The organism is Virgibacillus sp. CM-4, assembly GCF_000445495.1.
Classification (GTDB): Bacteria; Bacillota; Bacilli; order Bacillales; family Amphibacillaceae; genus Virgibacillus; species Virgibacillus salexigens.
Genome location: NZ_AUQA01000002.1, coordinates 1,509,252 through 1,530,843 on the forward strand (window position 1 = coordinate 1,509,252; position 21,592 = coordinate 1,530,843).

Annotated in this window: 18 protein-coding genes and 1 other annotated feature; of the genes, 14 read left to right on the forward strand and 4 right to left on the reverse strand. The window is 37.0% G+C overall.

Going from position 1 to position 21,592, the window contains the following annotated elements; translation table 11 throughout:
• Positions 1 to 73: 73 nt before the first annotated feature.
• Together rnpA and rpmH are read right to left on the reverse strand one after the other, a co-directional pair.
• Positions 74 to 418 (reverse strand): ribonuclease P protein component, encoded by a 345-nt coding sequence (gene rnpA, locus M948_RS30610; RefSeq protein WP_021290273.1) that lies wholly within the window; start codon positions 416 to 418, stop codon positions 74 to 76.
• 160 nt (positions 419 to 578) lie between these two features.
• Positions 579 to 713 carry a 50S ribosomal protein L34 gene (gene rpmH, locus M948_RS30615; RefSeq protein ID WP_021290274.1) on the reverse strand — a complete coding sequence of 45 codons (135 nt, stop codon included), beginning with the start codon at positions 711 to 713 and terminating at the stop codon, positions 579 to 581.
• Positions 714 to 1,430: 717 nt separating this feature from the next.
• Between rpmH and dnaA the strand changes: the two genes are divergently transcribed.
• From dnaA to M948_RS30655, 8 genes are all read left to right on the forward strand, one after another.
• Positions 1,431 to 2,774: a chromosomal replication initiator protein DnaA gene (gene dnaA / locus M948_RS30620; protein ID WP_021290275.1), complete on the forward strand. Its 1,344-nt coding sequence runs from the start codon at positions 1,431 to 1,433 to the stop codon at positions 2,772 to 2,774.
• 184 nt (positions 2,775 to 2,958) lie between these two features.
• Entirely contained in the window at positions 2,959 to 4,092 is a 1,134-nt protein-coding gene (dnaN, locus tag M948_RS30625) for a DNA polymerase III subunit beta (RefSeq protein ID WP_021290276.1), read from the forward strand.
• A gap of 276 nt (positions 4,093 to 4,368) precedes the next feature.
• Positions 4,369 to 4,602, forward strand: a complete 234-nt coding sequence (gene yaaA / locus M948_RS30630; RefSeq protein ID WP_081674691.1) for a S4 domain-containing protein YaaA — start codon at positions 4,369 to 4,371, stop codon at positions 4,600 to 4,602.
• Positions 4,603 to 4,636: 34 nt separating this feature from the next.
• Positions 4,637 to 5,749 (forward strand): DNA replication/repair protein RecF, encoded by a 1,113-nt coding sequence (gene recF, locus M948_RS30635; protein ID WP_021290278.1) that lies wholly within the window; start codon positions 4,637 to 4,639, stop codon positions 5,747 to 5,749.
• A gap of 19 nt (positions 5,750 to 5,768) precedes the next feature.
• On the forward strand, positions 5,769 to 6,068 hold the full coding sequence (gene remB, locus M948_RS30640) for an extracellular matrix regulator RemB (RefSeq protein WP_021290279.1): 300 nt from the start codon (positions 5,769 to 5,771) through the stop codon (positions 6,066 to 6,068).
• A gap of 16 nt (positions 6,069 to 6,084) precedes the next feature.
• Positions 6,085 to 8,010: a DNA topoisomerase (ATP-hydrolyzing) subunit B gene (gene gyrB / locus M948_RS30645; protein ID WP_021290280.1), complete on the forward strand. Its 1,926-nt coding sequence runs from the start codon at positions 6,085 to 6,087 to the stop codon at positions 8,008 to 8,010.
• 92 nt (positions 8,011 to 8,102) lie between these two features.
• Entirely contained in the window at positions 8,103 to 10,622 is a 2,520-nt protein-coding gene (gene gyrA / locus M948_RS30650) for a DNA gyrase subunit A (protein WP_021290281.1), read from the forward strand.
• Between the two features lie 152 nt (positions 10,623 to 10,774).
• Positions 10,775 to 11,860 (forward strand): HD-GYP domain-containing protein, encoded by a 1,086-nt coding sequence (locus tag M948_RS30655; protein WP_021290282.1) that lies wholly within the window; start codon positions 10,775 to 10,777, stop codon positions 11,858 to 11,860.
• Between the two features lie 89 nt (positions 11,861 to 11,949).
• Here M948_RS30655 and M948_RS30660 read toward each other — a convergent pair whose 3' ends face one another.
• The gene (locus M948_RS30660) at positions 11,950 to 12,897 is read right to left on the reverse strand and encodes a YaaC family protein (RefSeq protein WP_021290283.1); all 948 of its coding nucleotides are present in this window, start codon (positions 12,895 to 12,897) and stop codon (positions 11,950 to 11,952) included.
• A gap of 190 nt (positions 12,898 to 13,087) precedes the next feature.
• Here M948_RS30660 and guaB point away from each other — a divergent pair, with 190 nt between their 5' ends.
• From guaB to pdxT, 4 genes are all read left to right on the forward strand, one after another.
• Complete coding sequence (guaB, locus tag M948_RS30665; protein WP_021290284.1) at positions 13,088 to 14,557, forward strand: IMP dehydrogenase; 1,470 nt, start codon at positions 13,088 to 13,090, stop codon at positions 14,555 to 14,557.
• Between the two features lie 163 nt (positions 14,558 to 14,720).
• A complete protein-coding gene (locus M948_RS30670; protein WP_021290285.1) occupies positions 14,721 to 16,052 on the forward strand; it encodes a serine hydrolase in 1,332 nt (443 codons plus the stop codon).
• Between the two features lie 29 nt (positions 16,053 to 16,081).
• Complete coding sequence (gene pdxS / locus M948_RS30675) at positions 16,082 to 16,966, forward strand: pyridoxal 5'-phosphate synthase lyase subunit PdxS (protein ID WP_021290286.1); 885 nt, start codon at positions 16,082 to 16,084, stop codon at positions 16,964 to 16,966.
• Between the two features lie 15 nt (positions 16,967 to 16,981).
• Entirely contained in the window at positions 16,982 to 17,593 is a 612-nt protein-coding gene (gene pdxT / locus M948_RS30680) for a pyridoxal 5'-phosphate synthase glutaminase subunit PdxT (protein ID WP_021290287.1), read from the forward strand.
• A 178-nt stretch (positions 17,594 to 17,771) separates the two neighbouring features.
• Here pdxT and M948_RS30685 read toward each other — a convergent pair whose 3' ends face one another.
• On the reverse strand, positions 17,772 to 18,674 hold the full coding sequence (locus M948_RS30685; RefSeq protein WP_160806941.1) for a YitT family protein: 903 nt from the start codon (positions 18,672 to 18,674) through the stop codon (positions 17,772 to 17,774).
• A 154-nt stretch (positions 18,675 to 18,828) separates the two neighbouring features.
• Positions 18,829 to 19,050: a binding site (T-box leader), on the forward strand.
• A 58-nt stretch (positions 19,051 to 19,108) separates the two neighbouring features.
• Between M948_RS30685 and serS the strand changes: the two genes are divergently transcribed.
• Together serS and M948_RS30695 are read left to right on the forward strand one after the other, a co-directional pair.
• Positions 19,109 to 20,383 carry a serine--tRNA ligase gene (gene serS, locus M948_RS30690; RefSeq protein WP_021290289.1) on the forward strand — a complete coding sequence of 425 codons (1,275 nt, stop codon included), beginning with the start codon at positions 19,109 to 19,111 and terminating at the stop codon, positions 20,381 to 20,383.
• Between the two features lie 157 nt (positions 20,384 to 20,540).
• Positions 20,541 to 21,584: a FecCD family ABC transporter permease gene (locus M948_RS30695; RefSeq protein ID WP_021290290.1), complete on the forward strand. Its 1,044-nt coding sequence runs from the start codon at positions 20,541 to 20,543 to the stop codon at positions 21,582 to 21,584.
• The last annotated feature ends 8 nt before the right edge of the window (positions 21,585 to 21,592 follow it).

The window sequence follows — 21,592 nt, forward strand, 5'->3', positions numbered from 1 at the left end:
ACAACTGATTCTTATAAAAAACGTATCCTAAAAGCTATTTTAACCTAAACTATCCTAAGATTCTATATCAAATTCATTGATTCTTTAATAAACGTTCTTTATATAAAAGATGCGTTAAACTTTTCTTCATTTCATAGAACTCCATATTCTTTGCTGGATTTCTAGCAATAATAACTATGTCATAGGGATAAGCAATCGTATCTTCTAATTCTTGAAAAGCTTGACGTAAATAACGTTTGATACGATTTCTTGTCACTGCATTTCCAATTTTCTTTCCCACGGAAAGCCCTATTCGAAAATGTTCTTGCCCCTTTTTTTCTACATAATAGATGACAAGCTGTCGATTAGCAAAGGATTTACCACATTTAAATGCATATTGAAATTCTTCATTCTTTTTGATCCGGAATTCTTTCTTCATCGTTATCACCTTACTACAAAACTACAAATACTTTCTTATCAGCTTGTCCTTATTTCAGTATATTTATATATGTATTCGGAAGTAATATTACTCCCTAGCTTTCCCTTTTCGTACACGCTTTCTACGTAAAGTGAAAAAAGACCACTGATTATTCAGTGGCCTATGCAGACAAGACTTTTCTACCTTTACGGCGACGGCGTGCCAAGACTTTACGTCCGTTTTTTGTGCTCATACGAGAGCGAAAGCCATGTACTTTTTTACGTTTACGATTATTTGGTTGATACGTTCTTTTCATTTATCCTGCACCTCCCTAAGGGATGAATTAATCATTTAAACTAAAACAGTCAATAGACAGTCTTTGTAATTATACGTATAAATACGTCTATCTGTCAACTTTATTCTAAAAATCCTCTATCCACAATCCCTGTATAGAATTTCCCCCGAGTATTTTTCTATCCACAGCATTTATCGACAATAAAACCACAAAATCTATCGCTGTGGACAATATTTGTCTACAAACACTGAACTTTGTGGATAAGTGTCGAAATGCCATTGCAACTACAGGATTTTTCTGATATCATATTTGTGTTTAACTTGTGAAAAAAGAAAAATAATAAATCAGTTATACACAAACTGTGGATAAGCTGTGGATACTTATAAACATGTTGGTTTATAACGTTATCAACAAGTTTGTGGACAACGTTTATAATTTTATATAAGCTTATTGTGACTATGTTTTTTTATCCACATTGAAATTATCTTATTTTTTTCTTATTCCATTCCTATTGAATGAAACATATGGATAACTGCATTTATTTCTATGTCTTCCTTGCCTTTCCATCTTCATAGATTGAGAGAGGCTTTTTATGTCATCTATATGAAGAATAAAGCTGAATGATGTCTAAAAGTAGGAAACAATCTATACTTTATTTTTCTATTGACGTTTTTCATCTATTTTTTGTAATAGATACATGGAATCCAATTACTTTGTATGAAAGGAGTGAACTTCTGCTTGGATAATATACAGGAAATATGGATCGCAACACTGGAGCGAATCGAAGAAAAAATAAGTAAGCCAAGCTTTGATACTTGGTTAAAAAATACAAAAGCAGAAACAATTGAAAATAATACTTTAATTGTTTCTGCGCCTAACGAATTTGCTAGAGATTGGCTTGAAAATCAATATACAAGGCTTATTTCAGAAATACTTACCGAAATTACAGGTTCTGAAATTGTTGCCAAATTCATTATTCCCAATACAAATACATCCATTGATGAGATTGAACAAACACCAAAACAAAAACCACCAACAAATGATAACGAAGGGCCAAAGTCGATGCTAAATTCAAAGTATACATTTGACACATTTGTTATCGGAGCCGGTAACCGTTTTGCACATGCAGCATCATTAGCTGTTGCCGAGGCGCCAGCACAAGCATATAACCCTCTATTTATTTATGGAGGAGTCGGACTGGGCAAAACACATTTAATGCATGCGATTGGTCATTATGTAAGGGATCATAATCCAAATGCAAAAGTTGTCTATCTATCTTCTGAAAAGTTCACCAATGAATTTATTAACGCCATTATGGATAATAAAACGGTTAACTTCCGTAATAAATATCGTAATGTAGATGTTTTATTAATTGATGACATTCAATTTATTGCGGGGAAAGAATCAACACAAGAAGAGTTTTTCCATACTTTTAATGCATTACATGATGATAATAAACAAATTATTATCTCTAGCGACAGGCCGCCAAAGGAAATTCCCACACTAGAGGACAGACTTCGCTCTAGGTTTGAATGGGGGCTAATTACTGATATTACACCACCAGATCTAGAAACAAGGATTGCCATTTTAACAAAGAAAGCAAAAGCAGAAGGTTTGGATATACCGAATGAAGTGATGCTTTATATCGCAAACCAAATTGATACCAATATACGTGAACTAGAAGGAGCATTAATTCGTATTGTTGCCTATTCTTCATTAGTAAATCAAGATATTGACGCATCCCTTGCAGCAGATGCATTGAAGGATATCATTCCAAGTAATAAGCCGAAAGTCATTACGATACCCAGTATCCAAGAAACAGTTGGAGCAAAGTACAATGTTCGTTTAGAAGATTTTCTTGCTAAAAAACGAACCAAATCCATTGCTTTTCCACGACAAATTGCTATGTATCTATCACGTGAGATGACAGATGCCTCTTTGCCTAAGATTGGAGAAGAATTTGGTGGAAGGGATCATACTACAGTCATACACGCACATGAAAAAGTATCAAAGCTAATGGAAAAGGATACACAATTAGCAAAAGAACTTGAAGAAATAAAAGAGCAATTAAAATCATTATAAAACAGAGCTTGTGAATACTGTGAAAAACTGAATGCTAGTTATAAACAACTTATCCACATGTGAATAACCTTTTTATTTTGATTAAAGAGGAGTTTTCCACATAATCACAATGCTTATTACTATTATTACTATATTTTTATAAAATAATATAATTAAAAGAACTTCCATTAGGAGGATTTATTTCATGAAATTTGTAATCCAACGGGATCAATTAATAGCAAGTGTACAAAATGTAATGAAGGCAATCTCTTCTCGAACGGTTATTCCTATACTGACTGGAATTAAAATAGAGGCTAGACAGGATGGCATTACATTAACAGGTAGTGATTCCGATATCTCGATTGAATCCTATATTCCAGCTGAAGAAAATGGGAATGTAAATATCGAACAAATAGAAGAAGGAAGTATTGTATTACAAGCTAAATATTTTCCAGATATTGTTCGTAAACTTCCTGAAAAGACAATTGAAATCCATTCCGATGAAAACCTAAAAGTAACGATACGTTCAGGAAAAGCTGAATTTAATTTAAATGGACAAGATGCTGGGGAATATCCACAATTACCAAAACTTCAAACAGATGATAGCTTTGAGCTTCCTATCGATCTATTAAAAAGTCTCATCAAGCAAACTGTATTTGCTGTTTCAACAATGGAAACGAGACCGATTTTGACCGGGGTAAATATGAAATTAGAAAATCAGACCCTTACCTTTTCTGCAACGGACAGTCATCGACTCGCTTCTAGAACGATTCCTGTATCAGAAGCGAATGAATTCTCAAATGTCGTCGTTCCTGGTAAAAGCTTAAATGAATTAAATAAAATTTTAGATGATACAGAGGAAAAAGTAGAAATTAGCGTAACAAGTAATCAAATTTTATTCCGTACCAAACATTTGAACTTCTTATCTCGTTTACTAGATGGGAATTATCCAGAAACTTCTAGGCTTATCCCTGACCAAAGTAAAACGGTTTTATATGTGAAAACAAAGGAATTACTTAGTACGATTGATCGTGCTTCGTTGTTAGCAAAAGAAGAGAGAAATAATGTCGTTCGATTAACTACACAAGGAAATCAACTTGTGGAAATTGCAAGTAACCACCCAGAAGTTGGAAATGTAACGGAAGAGGTTTCTATTACTTCCATGGAGGGAGAAGAATTAAAGATTTCCTTTAGTTCGAAATATATGATGGATGCACTCAAAGCAATAGAGTACGACGAGGTAAAAATCGAGTTTACCGGTGCGATGCGTCCATTTATTATCCGTCCAGCAAATGAAGACTCGATTTTACAACTTATCTTACCAGTAAGAACATATTAATAAACATAAAAGCAGGAATGAAACAATGCCATTCCTGCTTTTTCATTAAAAAAAATCTATCCACAAGTCCACAAGTGAATGAGTAAAGCTCCATTACTATATTGTTATTAGATGTTGTCCAAACGGTTTTATTTTTTGGACCTATAGAAGCAATTTAAAGCCCCATATGAGCGTTTTATTTAGAAATAAAGGGACTTACCTTTCCTTAAACACAAATCTTTAGTAAAATAGGAATTAGAGATTTAAATAGGTAGTATATAATAATTAACTATGAGAATGAGTGATAAGATGCAAGAAGAAAAAATAACCATTCAAACGGAATATATCGCATTAGGTCAGTTTATAAAATTAATCAATGTACTTGACTCTGGTGGTATGGTAAAAGCTTATTTGCAAGATGTAGGTGTGTTGGTGAATGGAGAGCGGGAACATCGACGTGGTAGAAAACTATATCCCGGTGATGTAGTAGAACTAGAAGAAGCTGGAAGATTCATCGTTGCTAGTGACTAGTGGAGACATTATTCCGGTAAAAGAGGATTAAGACATGCATATTAAGCAGCTACAATTAAAAAATTATCGCAATTACCATGATTTGGATATATCCTTTGACGATAAAATTAATGTTATCATAGGAGAAAATGCACAAGGCAAAACAAATCTAATGGAAGCTATCTATTTGCTCGCTTTTACCAAGTCACATCGTACGCCAAGAGAAAAAGAGTTGATCAAATGGGAAGAAGAATATGCTAAAATAGAAGGTAGAATTACGAAACGAAAACAATCTTTTCCGCTAGAAATCGTTATTTCTTCAAAAGGAAAAAAAGCAAAATTGAATCGATTGGAACAAAAGCGGTTAAGTGACTATATAGGGGCATTGAATGTCGTGATGTTTGCTCCAGAGGACTTGACTATCGTAAAAGGTGCTCCACAAATTCGCCGGCGCTTTATTGATATGGAACTAGGCCAAATTCAACCTCGATACATTTACCATTTAGGACAGTACCAAAAAATTCTTAAACAGCGAAATCATGTATTAAAACAATTACAACGTGGAGTGAGTAGAGATACTACCATGTTACATGTTTTAACAGAACAACTACTAGACCATGCCGCAACCTTATTGGAGAGGCGGTTTGTTTTTTTGGATTTATTGCGAAAATGGGCAAGTCCGATCCATCATGGTATCAGTCGACAGCTTGAAAAATTAGAAATCAAGTATTCTCCCACGATTGAAGTATCAGAAGAGGCAAATAAGGAGAACATAGAGACTATATATGCCAATAAATTCAATGACATCGAAGCAAAAGAGATAGAGCGTGGTACAACTTTGATTGGACCACACCGTGACGATCTTTTGTTTATTGTTAATAACAAAAATGTTCAAACATATGGATCTCAAGGACAACAGCGCACAACAGCTCTATCCGTAAAACTAGCAGAGATTGAATTGATTTATAACGAGGTCGGTGAATACCCAATCTTATTGCTCGATGATGTGCTTAGTGAACTGGATGATTATCGACAGTCTCATCTATTAAATACCATTCATGGGAAAGTTCAAACCTTTGTATCCACCACTAGTGTTGACGGAATAAATCATGAGACGTTAGAAAAAGCAGAGATCTTTCAGGTTGAAGATGGGAAGATAAAACGCTAAATATTGGGGGGATACAGAAATGTTTATTCACATTGGAAATGATAATGTCATTCATTCCAGTGATGTTATAGCTATTATCGATTATCAATTAATTTCATCATCAACGATTATGGAAGAACTAATGACAGAATCATTACAAGCCAAAAAGGTAGCTGGACCGACAGAAGATGCAAAGTCAGTCATGATCACAAAGGAAATGATCTATTATAGTACTTTATCTGTCTCCACCTTGAAAAAAAGATCCAGTATGATTTCTACCATTAGTAAACTGGATGATTTTTCAGACGAAATAAAAGAATCGGATACAGAAGAAGCATAGAAACGGAAGTGAAAACATGTCAATGGAAGATAAGATCATGAATGAACAAGCCTATGATGCAGATCAAATTCAAGTCCTTGAGGGATTAGAGGCCGTACGCAAACGCCCTGGGATGTATATTGGAACAACGAGTGAAAAAGGATTGCATCATCTAGTATGGGAGATTGTAGACAACAGTATTGATGAAGCGTTAGCAGGTTATTGTGATCGTATTGAGGTTATTATTGAAAAAGATAATAGCATTACCGTAAAGGACAATGGACGAGGTATCCCTGTCGACATCCAAAAAAAGACTGGCCGCCCAGCTTTGGAGGTCATTATGACCGTATTGCATGCTGGTGGTAAATTCGGTGGTGGCGGTTATAAGGTTTCTGGTGGGCTTCATGGTGTTGGCGCTTCTGTTGTTAATGCTCTTTCTACAAGCCTAGATGTTCATGTCCATCGAGATAACAAGATTTATTATCTTGCGTTTGAAAAGGGTGTTCCTCAAGGAGAAATTGAGGTGATTGGCGAAACTGATATAACAGGAACAATCACACATTTTGTCCCTGATCCAACGATCTTTACGGAAACAACCGAATATAATTTTGATACCTTAGCTCAACGTCTTCGAGAGCTTGCGTTTTTAAATAAAGGAATTAATATTTCGATTGAAGATAAACGTACCGATCAAGAACCAACCAGTTATCATTACGAAGGCGGTATTAAATCGTATGTTGAATTTATTAACCGAACAAAAGAAGCACTGCATGAACCTTTTTATTCAGAAGGAGAAGAACAAGGGATATCTGTAGAAGTTGCGATTCAATACAATGACGGATTTACAAGTAACCTTTATTCCTTTGCAAATAATATTCATACCTATGAAGGTGGTTCACATGAATCTGGCTTTAAAACAGGTTTGACTCGTGTCATTAATGATTATGCAAGGAAAAATAATTTATTTAAAGAAAATGATCCTAATTTATCTGGCGAAGATGTACGTGAAGGTTTAACCGCAATTGTTTCTGTGAAACATCCTGATCCGCAATTTGAAGGACAAACGAAGACGAAATTAGGAAATAGTGAAGTACGTACAGTTACCGATTCAGTGTTCAGCGAATTATTTTCTAAATTTTTATTTGAAAATCCAAATGTAGCAAAAGTGGTTGTGGAAAAAGGTTTAATGGCCTCACGTGCACGTGCTGCTGCGAAAAAAGCTCGGGAACTAACTCGTAGAAAGAGTGCGTTAGAAGTATCAAACCTACCTGGGAAACTAGCTGATTGTTCTTCAAAAGATGCGAACATTAGTGAACTCTATATTGTTGAGGGTGACTCTGCTGGAGGATCTGCAAAACAAGGACGTGACCGCCATTTTCAGGCAATATTACCACTTCGAGGAAAGATCTTAAACGTAGAAAAAGCACGTCTTGACCGGATTCTTTCTAATAATGAAGTGCGCACAATTATTACTGCATTAGGTACGGGAATTGGTGAGGATTTTGATATATCAAAGGCTCGTTATCATAAGATTGTAATGATGACCGATGCAGATGTGGATGGGGCACATATTCGTACGTTACTATTAACCTTCTTCTACCGTTATATGCGTCCATTAATTGAGCACGGTTATATATATATTGCCCAACCACCACTCTATAAAATACAGCAAGGAAAAGCTATCCATTATGCGTATAATGAGAAGGAGATGGAACGAATTCTTTCTGAACTCCCTCAGGCACCGAAACCTGGTTTGCAGCGTTATAAAGGTTTAGGAGAAATGAACGCTACACAGCTATGGGAAACAACGATGGATCCAGAGACTCGAACACTGCTTCAAGTGGAATTATCGGATGCCATTGATGCAGACCAAATCTTTGATGTGCTTATGGGAGATAAAGTGGAACCACGAAGAAACTTTATTCAAGACAATGCACAGTATGTGAAAAATTTAGATATTTAAGCTTGATAAATGTAATCACTATGTTTCCTTGCTTTTAAACCTATAAAAGGGTTTAAAAGTTTTGTTTCCTAGTGAATGGAGGTAGTAAGTCAATGGCGGATCAGCAACGTCCCAATGTACAGGAAATAAATCTCGGTCAGGAAATGCGTACATCCTTTCTGGATTATGCAATGAGTGTTATTGTGTCAAGAGCGCTCCCGGATGCCCGTGATGGAATGAAGCCTGTTCATCGTAGAATATTATATGCAATGAATGATTTAGGTATGCATGCAGATAAAGCGTATAAAAAATCTGCACGTATTGTTGGAGAAGTAATTGGTAAATATCATCCCCATGGTGACTCTGCAGTATACGAAGCGATGGTAAGAATGGCACAGGATTTTAGTTATCGAAATATGCTTGTTGATGGCCATGGTAATTTTGGCTCGGTTGATGGTGATTCAGCAGCAGCAATGCGGTATACGGAAGCAAGAATGTCAAAGATTTCAATGGAATTATTGCGTGATATCAATAAAGATACCATTGATTATACCGATAACTATGATGGAACAGAGAGGGAACCTATTGTTTTCCCTGCTCGATTCCCTAATTTACTCGTAAATGGTGCATCAGGTATTGCCGTAGGGATGGCTACGAATATCCCGCCACATAACTTAGGAGAAACGATTGATGCAGTGCTTGCCCTAAGTAAAGATCCAGAAATTACAATAGATGAACTAATGGAAGATTACATTCATGGTCCTGATTTCCCAACGGCTGGACAAATTTTAGGAAGAAGCGGGATTCGTAAAGCATATGAAACTGGAAAAGGCTCGATAACGATCCGTGCAAAGGTGCATATAGAAGAGAAATCGAACGGAAAATCAACGATTATTGCGACCGAGTTACCATATCAAGTAAATAAGGCAAAACTCATTGAGAAGATTGCAGAACTTGTTCGTGATAAACGTATAGATGGAATTACGGATTTACGAGATGAGTCAGACCGTAATGGTTTACGGGTAGTAATAGAACTACGTCGCGATGTAAATGCGAATGTAGTTTTAAATAATCTGTATAAACACACTGCTCTTCAAACTACTTTTGGTATTAATACCCTAGCATTGGTAGATGGGCAGCCAAAAGTATTATCTATTAAACAATGTTTAATCCATTATCTTGAGCATCAAAAAGTAATTATCAAACGACGTACTGCTTTTGAGTTACGTAAGGCAGAAGCTCGCGCACATATTCTAGAAGGTTTAAGAATTGCATTAGATCATTTAGATGAAGTAATCGAGTTAATCCGTGCATCAAAAACAGCAGATGTTGCTCGTACAGAGCTAATGGAGCGTTTTTCATTAAGTGAGAAACAAGCACAAGCTATTTTAGATATGCGTTTACAACGTCTAACAGGATTAGAACGGGAAAAAATTGAAAATGAATATAATGACCTGAAGAAATTAATTGCTGAGCTGAAAGCCATTTTAGCTGATGAAGAAAAAGTATTGGAAATTATTCGTGAAGAGCTGACAGAAATAAAAGAACGTTATAATGATGATCGTCGTACAGAAATAGTTATCGGTGGAAGTGATTTCTTTGAAGATGAAGATCTCATCCCACAAGAAAATATTGTTATTACGTTAACGCATCAAGGCTATATCAAACGTCTACCATCATCAACTTATCGAACGCAAAAACGTGGTGGTCGTGGAATTCAAGGAATGGGAACGAATGAAGATGACTTTGTAGAGCATCTTGTTTCTACCTCGACACATGATACAGTGCTTTTCTTTACGAATAAAGGGAAAGTATATAAGGCAAAAGGATATGAAGTACCTGAGTTCAATCGAACTGCAAAAGGAATTCCAATTATTAATCTTTTGCAAATTGAAAAAGGGGAATGGGTGAATGCAGTAATATCTGTTAAAGATTATCGTGAAGATCACTTCTTGTTCTTTACAACAAAGTATGGTATTTCAAAACGCACATCACTTGCTCAGTTTGCTAATATTCGTAAGGGCGGGTTAATTGCTGTCGGATTACGTGAAGAAGATGAGCTTATTTCCGTTCGGTTAACGGATGGTACAAAAGATATGATGATAGCTACGAAGAATGGTTATCTTATCCGTTTTCCTGAAGATCAAATTCGATCGATGGGACGTACAGCAGCTGGTGTAAAAGGAATATCTTTACGTGAAGATGATGAAGTTGTGTCTATGGAAATTGTCCAAAAGGATGCTAAAATTTTACATGTCACGAGCAAAGGTTATGGTAAACAGACACCAGAATCTGAATACCGTGTTACCAATCGAGGTGGTAAAGGTATCTTCACTTGTAATTTGACGGATAAGACAGGACATGTAACAGCCGTTAAAGCAGTATCTGGAGAAGAAGACCTAATGGTAATCACAGTAGACGGAGTACTCATCCGTATACCTGTGGTTGATATTTCTGAAACTGGCCGTAATACCATGGGGGTACGCTTAATTCGTTTGCGGGATGATGAAGCAGTTGCAACGGTTACTCGTATTGATAATGATGAGGAATCAGAAGAAGTTGAGGCAACTGATATGGAAACACAAGAATCTACTACAGAAGAGCAAGATACAACAGAAAATCCTGAGCAGTAATTGAAAAGATGGCTTTTATTTGAAAGCCATCTTTTTTTAAAAGATAAAATTAGAGCCAAAGGGTGATCTCTGTACGACCATCCTTGAGAATACAAAGGGCTGACAAAAAAGTAACGATAAGTAAGAAACAATAGTAATAGGAGGAAAAACATATGCTAGTTAATTCAGAACAGTTAATACCAGGTTGTATTTTGATTCGTGATGTAAAGGGAAAAACAAATCAACCGCTTATTCCTAGGCATACTGTTTTAACTACAGAACACATCGTTATTCTGCAAAAGTTTCTTATCCAAAAAGTAGATGTTTCAAAAAAGCTGTCTAATGGTAATTTGTACGAACCAAAAACAATGATGCAAGACACTAAAAAACAAGTTGATAATCCCATCGACCTTTCGTTTCAAGAACATTATCACTATGTTGTCCAGCAATACAAACAGTTATTTGAAGGCTGGCAGAATGGGTTAGCTATTGATATTCCAACAGTTCGGGACACATTGGTTCCTTTATTAGAGCGCATGGAGGATATTTCCGATGCGATCTATACCTTACATCATTTCGCGACTAAAGAAGATTATTTCTTTCATCATAATGTGGCTATTGCTATCCTTTCTGCTTATCTTGGTTATAAGACAGGTTATGTTAAAGGAGAATGGCTGCAAATTGGTTTTGCAGGTTTTTTAGCGGATTGTGGAATGGCTCGAATTGAATCATCCATTATACAAACAAACCGTTCCCTTACACCAGAAGAAGTAGTTGAAATTAAAAAGCATCCCACGTACTCTTATCGTTTAACAGAAAAATTACCAACGCTTAAACAAGCGGTAAAGCAAGCAATTTTACAACATCATGAACGAATGGATGGTAGCGGCTATCCCCTTGGATTGTCGAAGGGAAAAATTCATCGTTATGCAAGAATTATTGCTGTTTGTGATATGTATCATGCCATAATCTGTGAACGAGTATATAAAGAAAAACAATCGCCATTTAAAGCTATCGAAATTTTACAGCAAGAACAATTTACTAAATTAGATCCAGATGTTGTCTATACGTTTATACAAGGCATGACTAATTTTCCTATTGGTACAAGGATAAAACTATCGAATAATCAATTAGGTGAAATTGTATACACCGATATAAAGAAGCCTACACGTCCGATGATTCGATTAAGCGAGCAACAAGAAGAAATTGTAGCCTTACAAAATCATCCTGAATTATTTATCGTCGACGTATTAAAATAGCATCTACGTGTATCTATTTATATGTATGGAAGGAGAAACGCTCGAATCTGTTAGGATTTGTATCGCATGGGTGCTGCTTGATTGTCATGCTAATCCGTATTCCTTTCATATAAATTACTTCCTAGTAACAATGGTACTTTGTTTGCTGTTAACTCTAGGAAATGGATAATAAATGGAAAATCAATATCTGCCTTTGAAACAAATAAGTCTCCCCACCATTCTGTTTCATAGCGGCAAAGCATACTTAAATTATATAACAGCAAATAATGAACCATTACTTCATGGATTGGTAAGTAATCTTCTCGATTTGTAGGGAAATAAAGTTCCTTTGTTTGTCCATGGATAAAAAACGGTCCGTTAATTTTTGTTATTGGTTCAACTACTTCCATACGCAATATCTCTTGGTCACAGTCATAGTATTTAATCTTTGGTAAGAATGGCTGAATACGTTGAATAAATGCCTTATCTGTTAAGTGAAAGCTGTCAAGTATCCGAATCGGGAACGTCAATAATGGTGAGTTCCATTTTCCAACAGGCACTACCCTCTGCTGTTGATGGAACTGGAATAGCGCATTCATTTCTGGAAGGGTAGCAAGTAATGATTCCATGCTTTGTTTTTCAAAGGGAATAGCTTGATGATAAAGGTGCTCAGAGAAATAAGGAAACAATCCATTATGCTGTACTTTTACTTCATCTTTCAAAAACGTATAATCCTTTTTTTTTCGTTTTCTAGCAGTGACTCCATGGGCGAGTAAATTGGTCGATTCAGGATAATTTGGACGTTGTGTCAATAAGCAAGCCTTTATTAAATGAACCATTCCATAGAAATAAAGAATAGGCTGCATAAATGGTTCTGATTGTTTTCCTTGTTGATAAAATTTGTTACCATGATTTAAATAATAGATAAATGCATTACAATTTTCATAACTCTTCGTTTCAGCGTCTGGGCAATTTATTTTTTTATAACAATGCAATAAATACGCTTGGGAAGTTTGCTGAGATTGTAGGTAATTAACAAAGGTTTGTATGTTTTCCATGATAAATACTCCATAACTATTTATAAAATTTAGAATCTATTTATTTTTTTATTTCCAATAATCTCTTGTTGAAAAAGCTAACATGTTGGCGTATTGTATATAAAAATAGCAGTACTATTAGTGTATGCAAGTTCGGTTCTTGCATACATCAGAGAACATAGGAGCAGGATAAATCAAAAGGAGGATACGCATGCGACAAGATAAATTTACTAAAGAAGGTCTAACGTTTGATGATGTGTTGTTAATGCCAGCAAAGTCTGATGTACTACCTAAGGATGTAGATGTTAGTACAAAGCTTACAGCAACCATTAAACTAAATACCCCATTAATTGCAGCTGGAATGGATACTGTTACTGAAGCTTCGATGGCAATTGCGATGGCTCGACAAGGTGGAATAGGAATCATTCATAAAAATATGTCGATTGAAGAACAAGCCGAGCAAGTGGATCGGGTAAAGCGTTCGGAAAGTGGCGTTATTACGAATCCATTCTTTTTAACCCCAGAGCATCAAGTATATGATGCCGAGCATCTCATGGGTAAATTTCGCATCTCTGGTGTCCCAATTGTGAATAATGTGGAAGAGCAAAAGCTAGTTGGTATCATTACTAATCGTGACCTTCGCTTTATTCAAGATTATTCCACATCTATTTCGGATGTTATGACAAGCGATAATGTAGTGACAGCACCAGTTGGCACGACATTACAAGAAGCAGAGCAAATCCTTCAACAATACAAAATTGAGAAACTGCCACTAGTCGATAATGATGGCATTTTAAAAGGGCTAATAACGATCAAGGATATTGAGAAAGTAATTGAGTTTCCCTATGCCGCTAAAGATGCACAGGGGAGACTATTGGCTGGAGCTGCAGTTGGCGTAACTGGCGATGCTATGAAGCGAATTGAAAAACTGGTAGAAGCCGGTGTAGATGTAATTGTAATTGATACGGCACATGGACATTCGGAAGGTGTTATTGAACAAGTTAAATTCGTACGCAAGGCTTATCCAGACCTTGATATTATTGCAGGGAATGTGGCTACTGCAGAGGCAACGAAAGAATTAATTGAAGCTGGTGCATCCATTATTAAAGTAGGTATTGGTCCAGGATCAATTTGTACCACGCGTGTTGTAGCTGGTGTCGGTGTCCCACAAATCACCGCTGTACATGACTGTGCTTCCATAGCTGAAGAGTATGGGGTACCTGTTATTGCGGACGGTGGAATAAAATATTCAGGCGATATTGTAAAAGCATTAGCATCTGGAGCACATGCTGTTATGTTGGGAAGTATGTTTGCTGGAGTGACGGAAAGTCCTGGTGAAACAGAAATTTTTCAAGGAAGACAATATAAAGTATATCGAGGAATGGGTTCAGTGGGAGCAATGAAAGCCGGTTCAAAAGACCGTTATTTCCAGGAAGAATCCGATTCGAAAAAATTAGTGCCTGAAGGAATAGAAGGGCGAGTGGCATATAAAGGCCCATTAGCAGATACCGTACATCAATTAATGGGTGGTCTTCGTTCAGGAATGGGCTATTGTGGAACAGCAACGGTTGATGCGCTTCGTAATGATGCACGGTTTATCCGAATTACGAATGCAGGTCTTAGGGAAAGTCATCCACATGATGTACAAATTACCAAAGAGGCGCCAAATTATTCTGTTTAACGATCGTGTTGCAACACGTTAACTTTTTCACAAAATTTTATAGATGGGGATGCTTCCCCATCTATTTTTTTGTAATATTATGTGGTAAAATAACAAAGTGCATCCTTAGACGAAGTATGCATTAATACATAGAGGTTAAACCACAGGTTGGAGGTACAGAAAGTTGAAACATAATGTAAAACAAGGTTTCGTAATATTCTTAGCAGCAATGGTGATGATCGTATCTGTTATGGTACAACCATTTACTGCACAGGCTCAAGAGGTAGAAGTTGAAGCCGAATCTGCTATTCTAGTAGATGCAAATACTGGGAAAATATTATATGCCAAAAATGCGGATCAAGCACTTCCTCCAGCTAGTATGACCAAAATGATGACCGAATACCTGGTATGGGAAGCTGTCGAAAGTGGTCAAATCAGCTGGGACACAACAACACAGATTAGTGACTATCCATACAGTATTTCTGCGAATGCTTCGTTCTCAGGAGTAGGATTGCAACAATCAAAGGACTATACCGTACAAGACTTATATAATGCGATGGCAATCAACTCTGATAATGCAACGTCCATTGCATTAGCTGAACTGATTGCAGGATCAGAAGGCGAATTTGTGAAAATGATGAATGAAAAGGGAAAGGAAATGGGGCTCCCTGATTTTAAATTTGTCAATTCTACTGGATTAGATAATGAGTCTTTAGGAGATAATTATCCAGAAGGTACAGATCCGAACGCAACAAACCTGTTATCTGCAGAGTCTTCTGCATTACTTGCATACCATCTAATTAAAGATTATCCAGGGGCACTAGATGTCTCTAGTAAGCCAGTTGAGAATTTTGATGGTCAACAAATTCGTAATTGGAATCATATGCTTAAACACGATACAACCTTTTTAGATCAGTTCTACTATGAAGGTGTAGACGGATTGAAAACAGGGTTTACGGATTTAGCAGGGTATAGTTTTACTGGTACTGCTCAAAAAGGAGATCAACGTTTAATAGCTGTAGTTATGAAAACAGACAGTGAGGAAAAACGCTTTGAAGAGACAGCGAAATTATTTGATTATGGCTTTAAACAATTTGAATATACGGAGGTTTTTCCAAAAGGTTATCAAGTAGACGATAAATCTTCGCTTCCGGTTGCAAAAGGGAAAGCAGATGAACTTGGTATTTCTATTAGTGAAGGAATTACTATTCCAATTAAGCCAGATGAAAAAGATTTATATAGTATTGAATATACAATCGATAAAGATAAGTTGAATAAAGAAGGTGAATTGACTGCACCAATTGAAAAAGGAGAAAAAATCGGTACAGCACAACTAAAATACGAAGGCGAAAATGACTATGGCTATATTATTAAAGATAGCAATAGTACAGTAGATGTAGTAGCAAATGAAACAGTAGAAAAATCGAACTGGTTCATGTTAACACTTGGAGCTATAGGAGATTTCTTTGTAGATCTATTTACAACAGTTGTTGATTGGGTTAAAGGACTATTCTAGCCGACATTTATAACAAGGGGGATTTTAATATGACGAATACAGGTACAGAACGTGTAAAACGTGGAATGGCAGAAATGCAAAAAGGCGGCGTCATTATGGACGTTGTTAATGCTGAACAGGCGAAAATTGCTGAAGAGGCTGGGGCTGTTGCTGTAATGGCTTTAGAACGTGTTCCATCTGATATTAGGGCAGCAGGTGGAGTGGCGCGTATGGCTGATCCAACGATTACAGAAGAAGTATTAAATGCGGTTTCCATTCCTGTAATGGCTAAGGCACGTATTGGTCATATTACAGAAGCGCGTGTATTAGAGGCAATGGGTGTAGATTATATCGACGAAAGTGAAGTTTTAACACCTGCTGATGATATTTACCATATAAATAAATCCGATTATACCGTACCATTTGTCTGCGGCTGTCGAAATCTTGGTGAAGCAGCACGTCGTATTGGAGAAGGTGCTTCCATGTTACGTACGAAAGGGGAGCCTGGAACAGGGAATATCGTAGAAGCTGTTCGTCATATGCGTCAAGTGCAATCAGAAATCCGCAAACTAACTGCAATGTCTAGAGACGAAGTAATGACGTATGCAAAAGAAATTGGTGCGCCATTTGAATTATTAATTGAAATTCGTGAAGAAGGCCGTTTACCTGTTGTTAATTTTGCTGCTGGTGGGGTTGCGACACCAAGTGATGCGGCATTGATGATGGAACTAGGTGCAGATGGCGTATTTGTTGGTTCAGGTATTTTTAAATCTTCTAACCCTGCTAAATATGCCAAAGCGATCGTGGAAGCAACAACACATTATCAAGATTATCAATTAATTGCAGAGCTTTCAAAAGAATTAGGAGAGGCTATGCAAGGGCTTGAAATGGGCACATTAGAAGCTCATGATCGTATGCAAGATCGTAGCGAATAGAAGGAAGGATTCGATATGACAACAATTGGAGTGCTTGCATTACAAGGTGCAGTACGTGAACATCTTCGCGCTGTGAAAGCATGTGGTGCAACAGGAGTAGAAGTTAAGCGTAAAGAACAGCTAGCGGAAATCGATGGATTAATTCTGCCAGGCGGTGAAAGCACGACAATCAGAAGGCTAATTGACAGTTATGGCTTCTCTGATGCTATTCAAGCATTCGGGAAACAAGGAAAACCGATCTTTGGTACATGTGCTGGAATGATCTTAATGGCTACTGCCATTCAAGGTCAAAACCAACCGCATCTTGGATTAATCGATATGGAAGTTGCCCGTAATGCATTTGGGCGACAAGTTGCAAGCTTTGAGGCGAACTTAGAAATTAACGGCATAGCAGATGATTTTAAAGCCGTCTTTATTCGAGCACCTTATGCTACTAAGGTAGGTGCAGATGTAACGATATTATCTACGTATCATGAACAGATTGTTACCGTTCAGCAAGGCAACTTTTTAGCTACAGCTTTTCATCCTGAACTGACTGATGATAATCGAATGATCGGTTATTTTGTTGAAATGGTGGAGCATGCTATAGGAACCAATTCATCATTCAGAGAGCCAAATAAAATATAATCATACAATAACCCAAACGGTCATCTGCGAATAGGATCAGGTAATCGTTTGGGTTTTTTGTTCGACTTTATTTAACTGGTGGGAACCATTGAAGACAATGATACTTGTTCTTAATATAGCCAATGAAATAGTCTGCGAAATTTTCCTGTAGTAGCAAAAGGAATGTGAGCTCTATTTGTTAATGACCATTATGCTTGTCTGTTGTTGCTTCTTGTTCAATTTCATTAGATTCTACATGCTGAGCAATATGATCTTCGGCTGCCGTAGCAAAGAAAGTACCTCCTGAGACATCTTTTACGTTATGAACGACTACAAATGCATCTGGATCAATTTGCCGAATTAATTTCTTCAAAAATAGTAGTCGCTGCGATCGGACAACAACATAAATGATCTTTTGATCTTTCTCCATGTAACCACCAGTGCCATTAAATACAGTCGCAGCTGATCCCATCACTTTGGTGATTTGTTTTGAAATATCCAAACTGCGAGGAGAAATAATATTGACGGCTTTCTTTGCATCGAAGCCTCCAAGAATATAATCGCTCGCTACTTTCCCTATAAATAATGCAATGATCGTGTACATTGTATAAAGTGGCCCGATAACGAATATCCCCATTAAAACTATAAATGAATCTAAAATAAAGGTAGTACGAATAATACTAAATTCAAATTTTTCATAGAGAATCCTGCCAATAATAGAGGTTCCTCCTATCGAACTGCCTGCTTGGATAATTAGTCCAAAACCAATCCCCATCACCAGACCTGCAAAAATAGCAGCAACTAATGGATCTTTGATTGGCTGACCAAGATCTTCCGTGAGATAAATAAATAAAGATAATAACGGTACGTTAATCATCGTTTTGTAAACAATATGTTTAGGAAGGTATTTAAAACTAATCCCAAGTAATAGGATAAAACTAACAAAGGTTATAATGCCTGGTGAGAATTCAAATGCATAGTAAAGGAGCAAGGATAAACCAAGGATACCACCATCAGCGATTTGATTGGGCATGGCTAATAATGTTGTTGAGAGGGCGCATAACAATGTCCCTATGAAAATATAACTAATTTGCTTCATCATTCCACCTCTTTCGAATAAGCATCTAGCGTACAACATTCCCGTAAAAGAAGAAAATAATTCAACTTTTGCTGGTATATTTTTTAGGAAAGAATCTAAATCAATGATAGTTGCATACACATAAAAAATCGGCTATGATATATTATAATAATGAAAATGAACTGTATTGACAGGAAATAGTAATAGTATGGCCTTACTTTAGAGAGTCGATGGTTGGTGCAAATCGATGTAAGCTTGCTATGAATCCATCCTTGAACAGGTTTATCGAATTCCTCGGATAGTAAATAAACCCGGTTACGTACCGTTATCGCGATAAGCCGGAAGAGGTTTCTCTTCAACAAGGGTGGCAACGCGGGAAATATATACTCTCGTCCCTATTTATTAGGGGCGGGAGTTTTTTGATGTTAACTGTTCATTTAGTAAAGGAGGAAATACAGATGCTAGATATGAGGTTTTTACGTAATAACTTCCAAGAAGTGAAGGAAAAGTTAAATCATCGTGGGGAAGATTTATCTGAATTAGATCATTTTGAAGATCTTGATGAAAAGCGCCGTAAGCTAATAGCGGAAACAGAACAGCTGAAAGCAGAGCGAAATGAAGCTTCGAAACAAATATCTGTTTTAAAGAGAGAAAAGAAGGATGCAGAGCCTGCAATTAAAGAAATGCGTGAAGTAGGTGAAAAGATTGCTGCATTAGATAAAGAATTGAAGGAAACAGAAGAACAATTAGAGCAAATAATGCTATCGATTCCTAACATTCCACATGAGAGTGTCCCTGTTGGAGAGGATGAAGATGATAATATTGAAGTACGTCAATGGGGGGAAATGCCGACCTTCTCTTACGATGTTCAGGCTCATTGGGATATCGCATCGAATCTAGATATATTAGATTTTGAGCGAGCGGGTAAAGTTACGGGAAGTCGCTTTGTATTCTATAAAGGACTTGGTGCACGTTTGGAACGTGCTTTATTGAACTTTATGATGGACCTACATGCCGATGAACATGGGTACGAGGAGATGCTACCTCCTGCAATTGTAAACCGTACAAGTATGACTGGTACAGGGCAGCTCCCTAAATTTGAAGAAGATGCCTTTAAATTGGTGGATTGGGACTATTTCATGGCACCGACTGCAGAGGTTCCTGTAACCAATTACTATCGTGAAGAAATTTTGAAAGTCGATGATTTACCAAAGAAATATGTGGCCTTTAGTAATTGTTTCCGTTCAGAAGCAGGTTCTGCTGGACGTGACACCCGAGGTTTAATTCGTCAACATCAATTTAATAAGGTAGAGCTTGTTCATTTTGCAAAACCTGAGGATTCTTATGCTACACTTGAGGAATTAACCGGCCATGCAGAAAAGGTGTTACAAAAATTAGAACTCCCTTATCGAGTAATGAGCATGTGTACAGGTGATTTAGGTTTTACAGCAGCAAAGAAATACGATATTGAAGTTTGGATTCCGAGTCAACATACGTATAGAGAGATTTCTTCTTGCTCTAATTTTGAAGACTTTCAAGCAAGACGTGCTGGAATTCGTTTCCGTAGAGAAGCAAAAGCAAAACCGGAATTCGTGCATACATTGAACGGTTCAGGTTTAGCAATTGGTCGTACCGTTGCTGCTATTTTAGAAAATTATCAGCAAGCAGATGGTTCCGTTGTCGTACCACATGCATTACGTTCTTACATGGGTGGGAAAGAAGTAATAAAATAAGGTATTACATCCCCTTCTCTTAAGAGTGGGGGATTTTTATTTCATTTGATTTTCAAAAAATATAGACAAAGTACATAAGGATTGCTACTATATTAATGATAATGATTATCAATATCATTAATATAGTTAAGGTTCTCCTAAAGGAAGTGGATCGTATATGGCAGAAGAAAATCGCTCCTCAGATATACATAAACCACATATAAAAACAAGGCCATTGCCAGCTACGATCATTTTAGTAGGTGGTATCTTAGCAACATGCATTAGTTTAGTGGTATCTATATCTGTCGGAGCAGCGGATATAACATTTATGACCGTTTTGGAAGCGATTTTTCGATATGATGCTACGAATACTTCTCATTCGATTATTCAAGAACTTCGTTTGCCTAGGTCTTTGGCAGGTGTATTAGTTGGGGCATCATTTGCTGTTGCCGGTGCGATGATGCAAGGGATGACAAGGAATCCATTGGCTGATCCAGGAATTCTTGGGATTAACGCTGGGGCTGTTTTTATGGTAGCTGTTTGTTTTGCGCTTTTCCCAAGCTTATCCTATAATGGACTAATTTTGTTCGCATTTATTGGTGCAGGAATAAGTGTCGTACTTGTATTTGGTATCAGTTCAATGGGAAAAGGATCAGTAACACCGATCAAAATTGTGCTTGCGGGGGCTGCCGTAACTGCACTATTTACTGCACTCAGCGAAGGTATTGGTATTTATTTTAATTTAAGTCAGGATCTAGCTTTCTGGTTTGCAGGCGGAATTGCCGGTGTAAAGTGGACTCAATTAAAGTTGATGTTTACGTGGGTTTTGGGGGCACTCATTGTTGCTATGTTTTTATCCAAATCCATTACGATTTTAAGCCTTGGCGATGATGTAGCAAGAGGTCTCGGGCAAAAGATAAAACAAATACGTGCATTGGGTTTTATTGTTGTGCTATTGATTGCAGGAGTGGCTGTTGCTGTGGCGGGGCCAATTGGTTTTGTTGGATTGATTGTTCCGCATCTTGCTCGATATTTTGTTGGAGTAGATTATCGACTTATTATTCCTTGCTCTGCTGTCATTGGAGGATTGCTAACTTGTTTAGCAGATATAGGTGCTCGTATGATTAATGCACCACAAGAAACTCCGATTGGGGCTTTATTTGCTTTAATTGGCGTTCCTTTCTTCCTTTATGTTGCTAGAAAAGAAGGGAGGAATTTATAGTGCGTTTT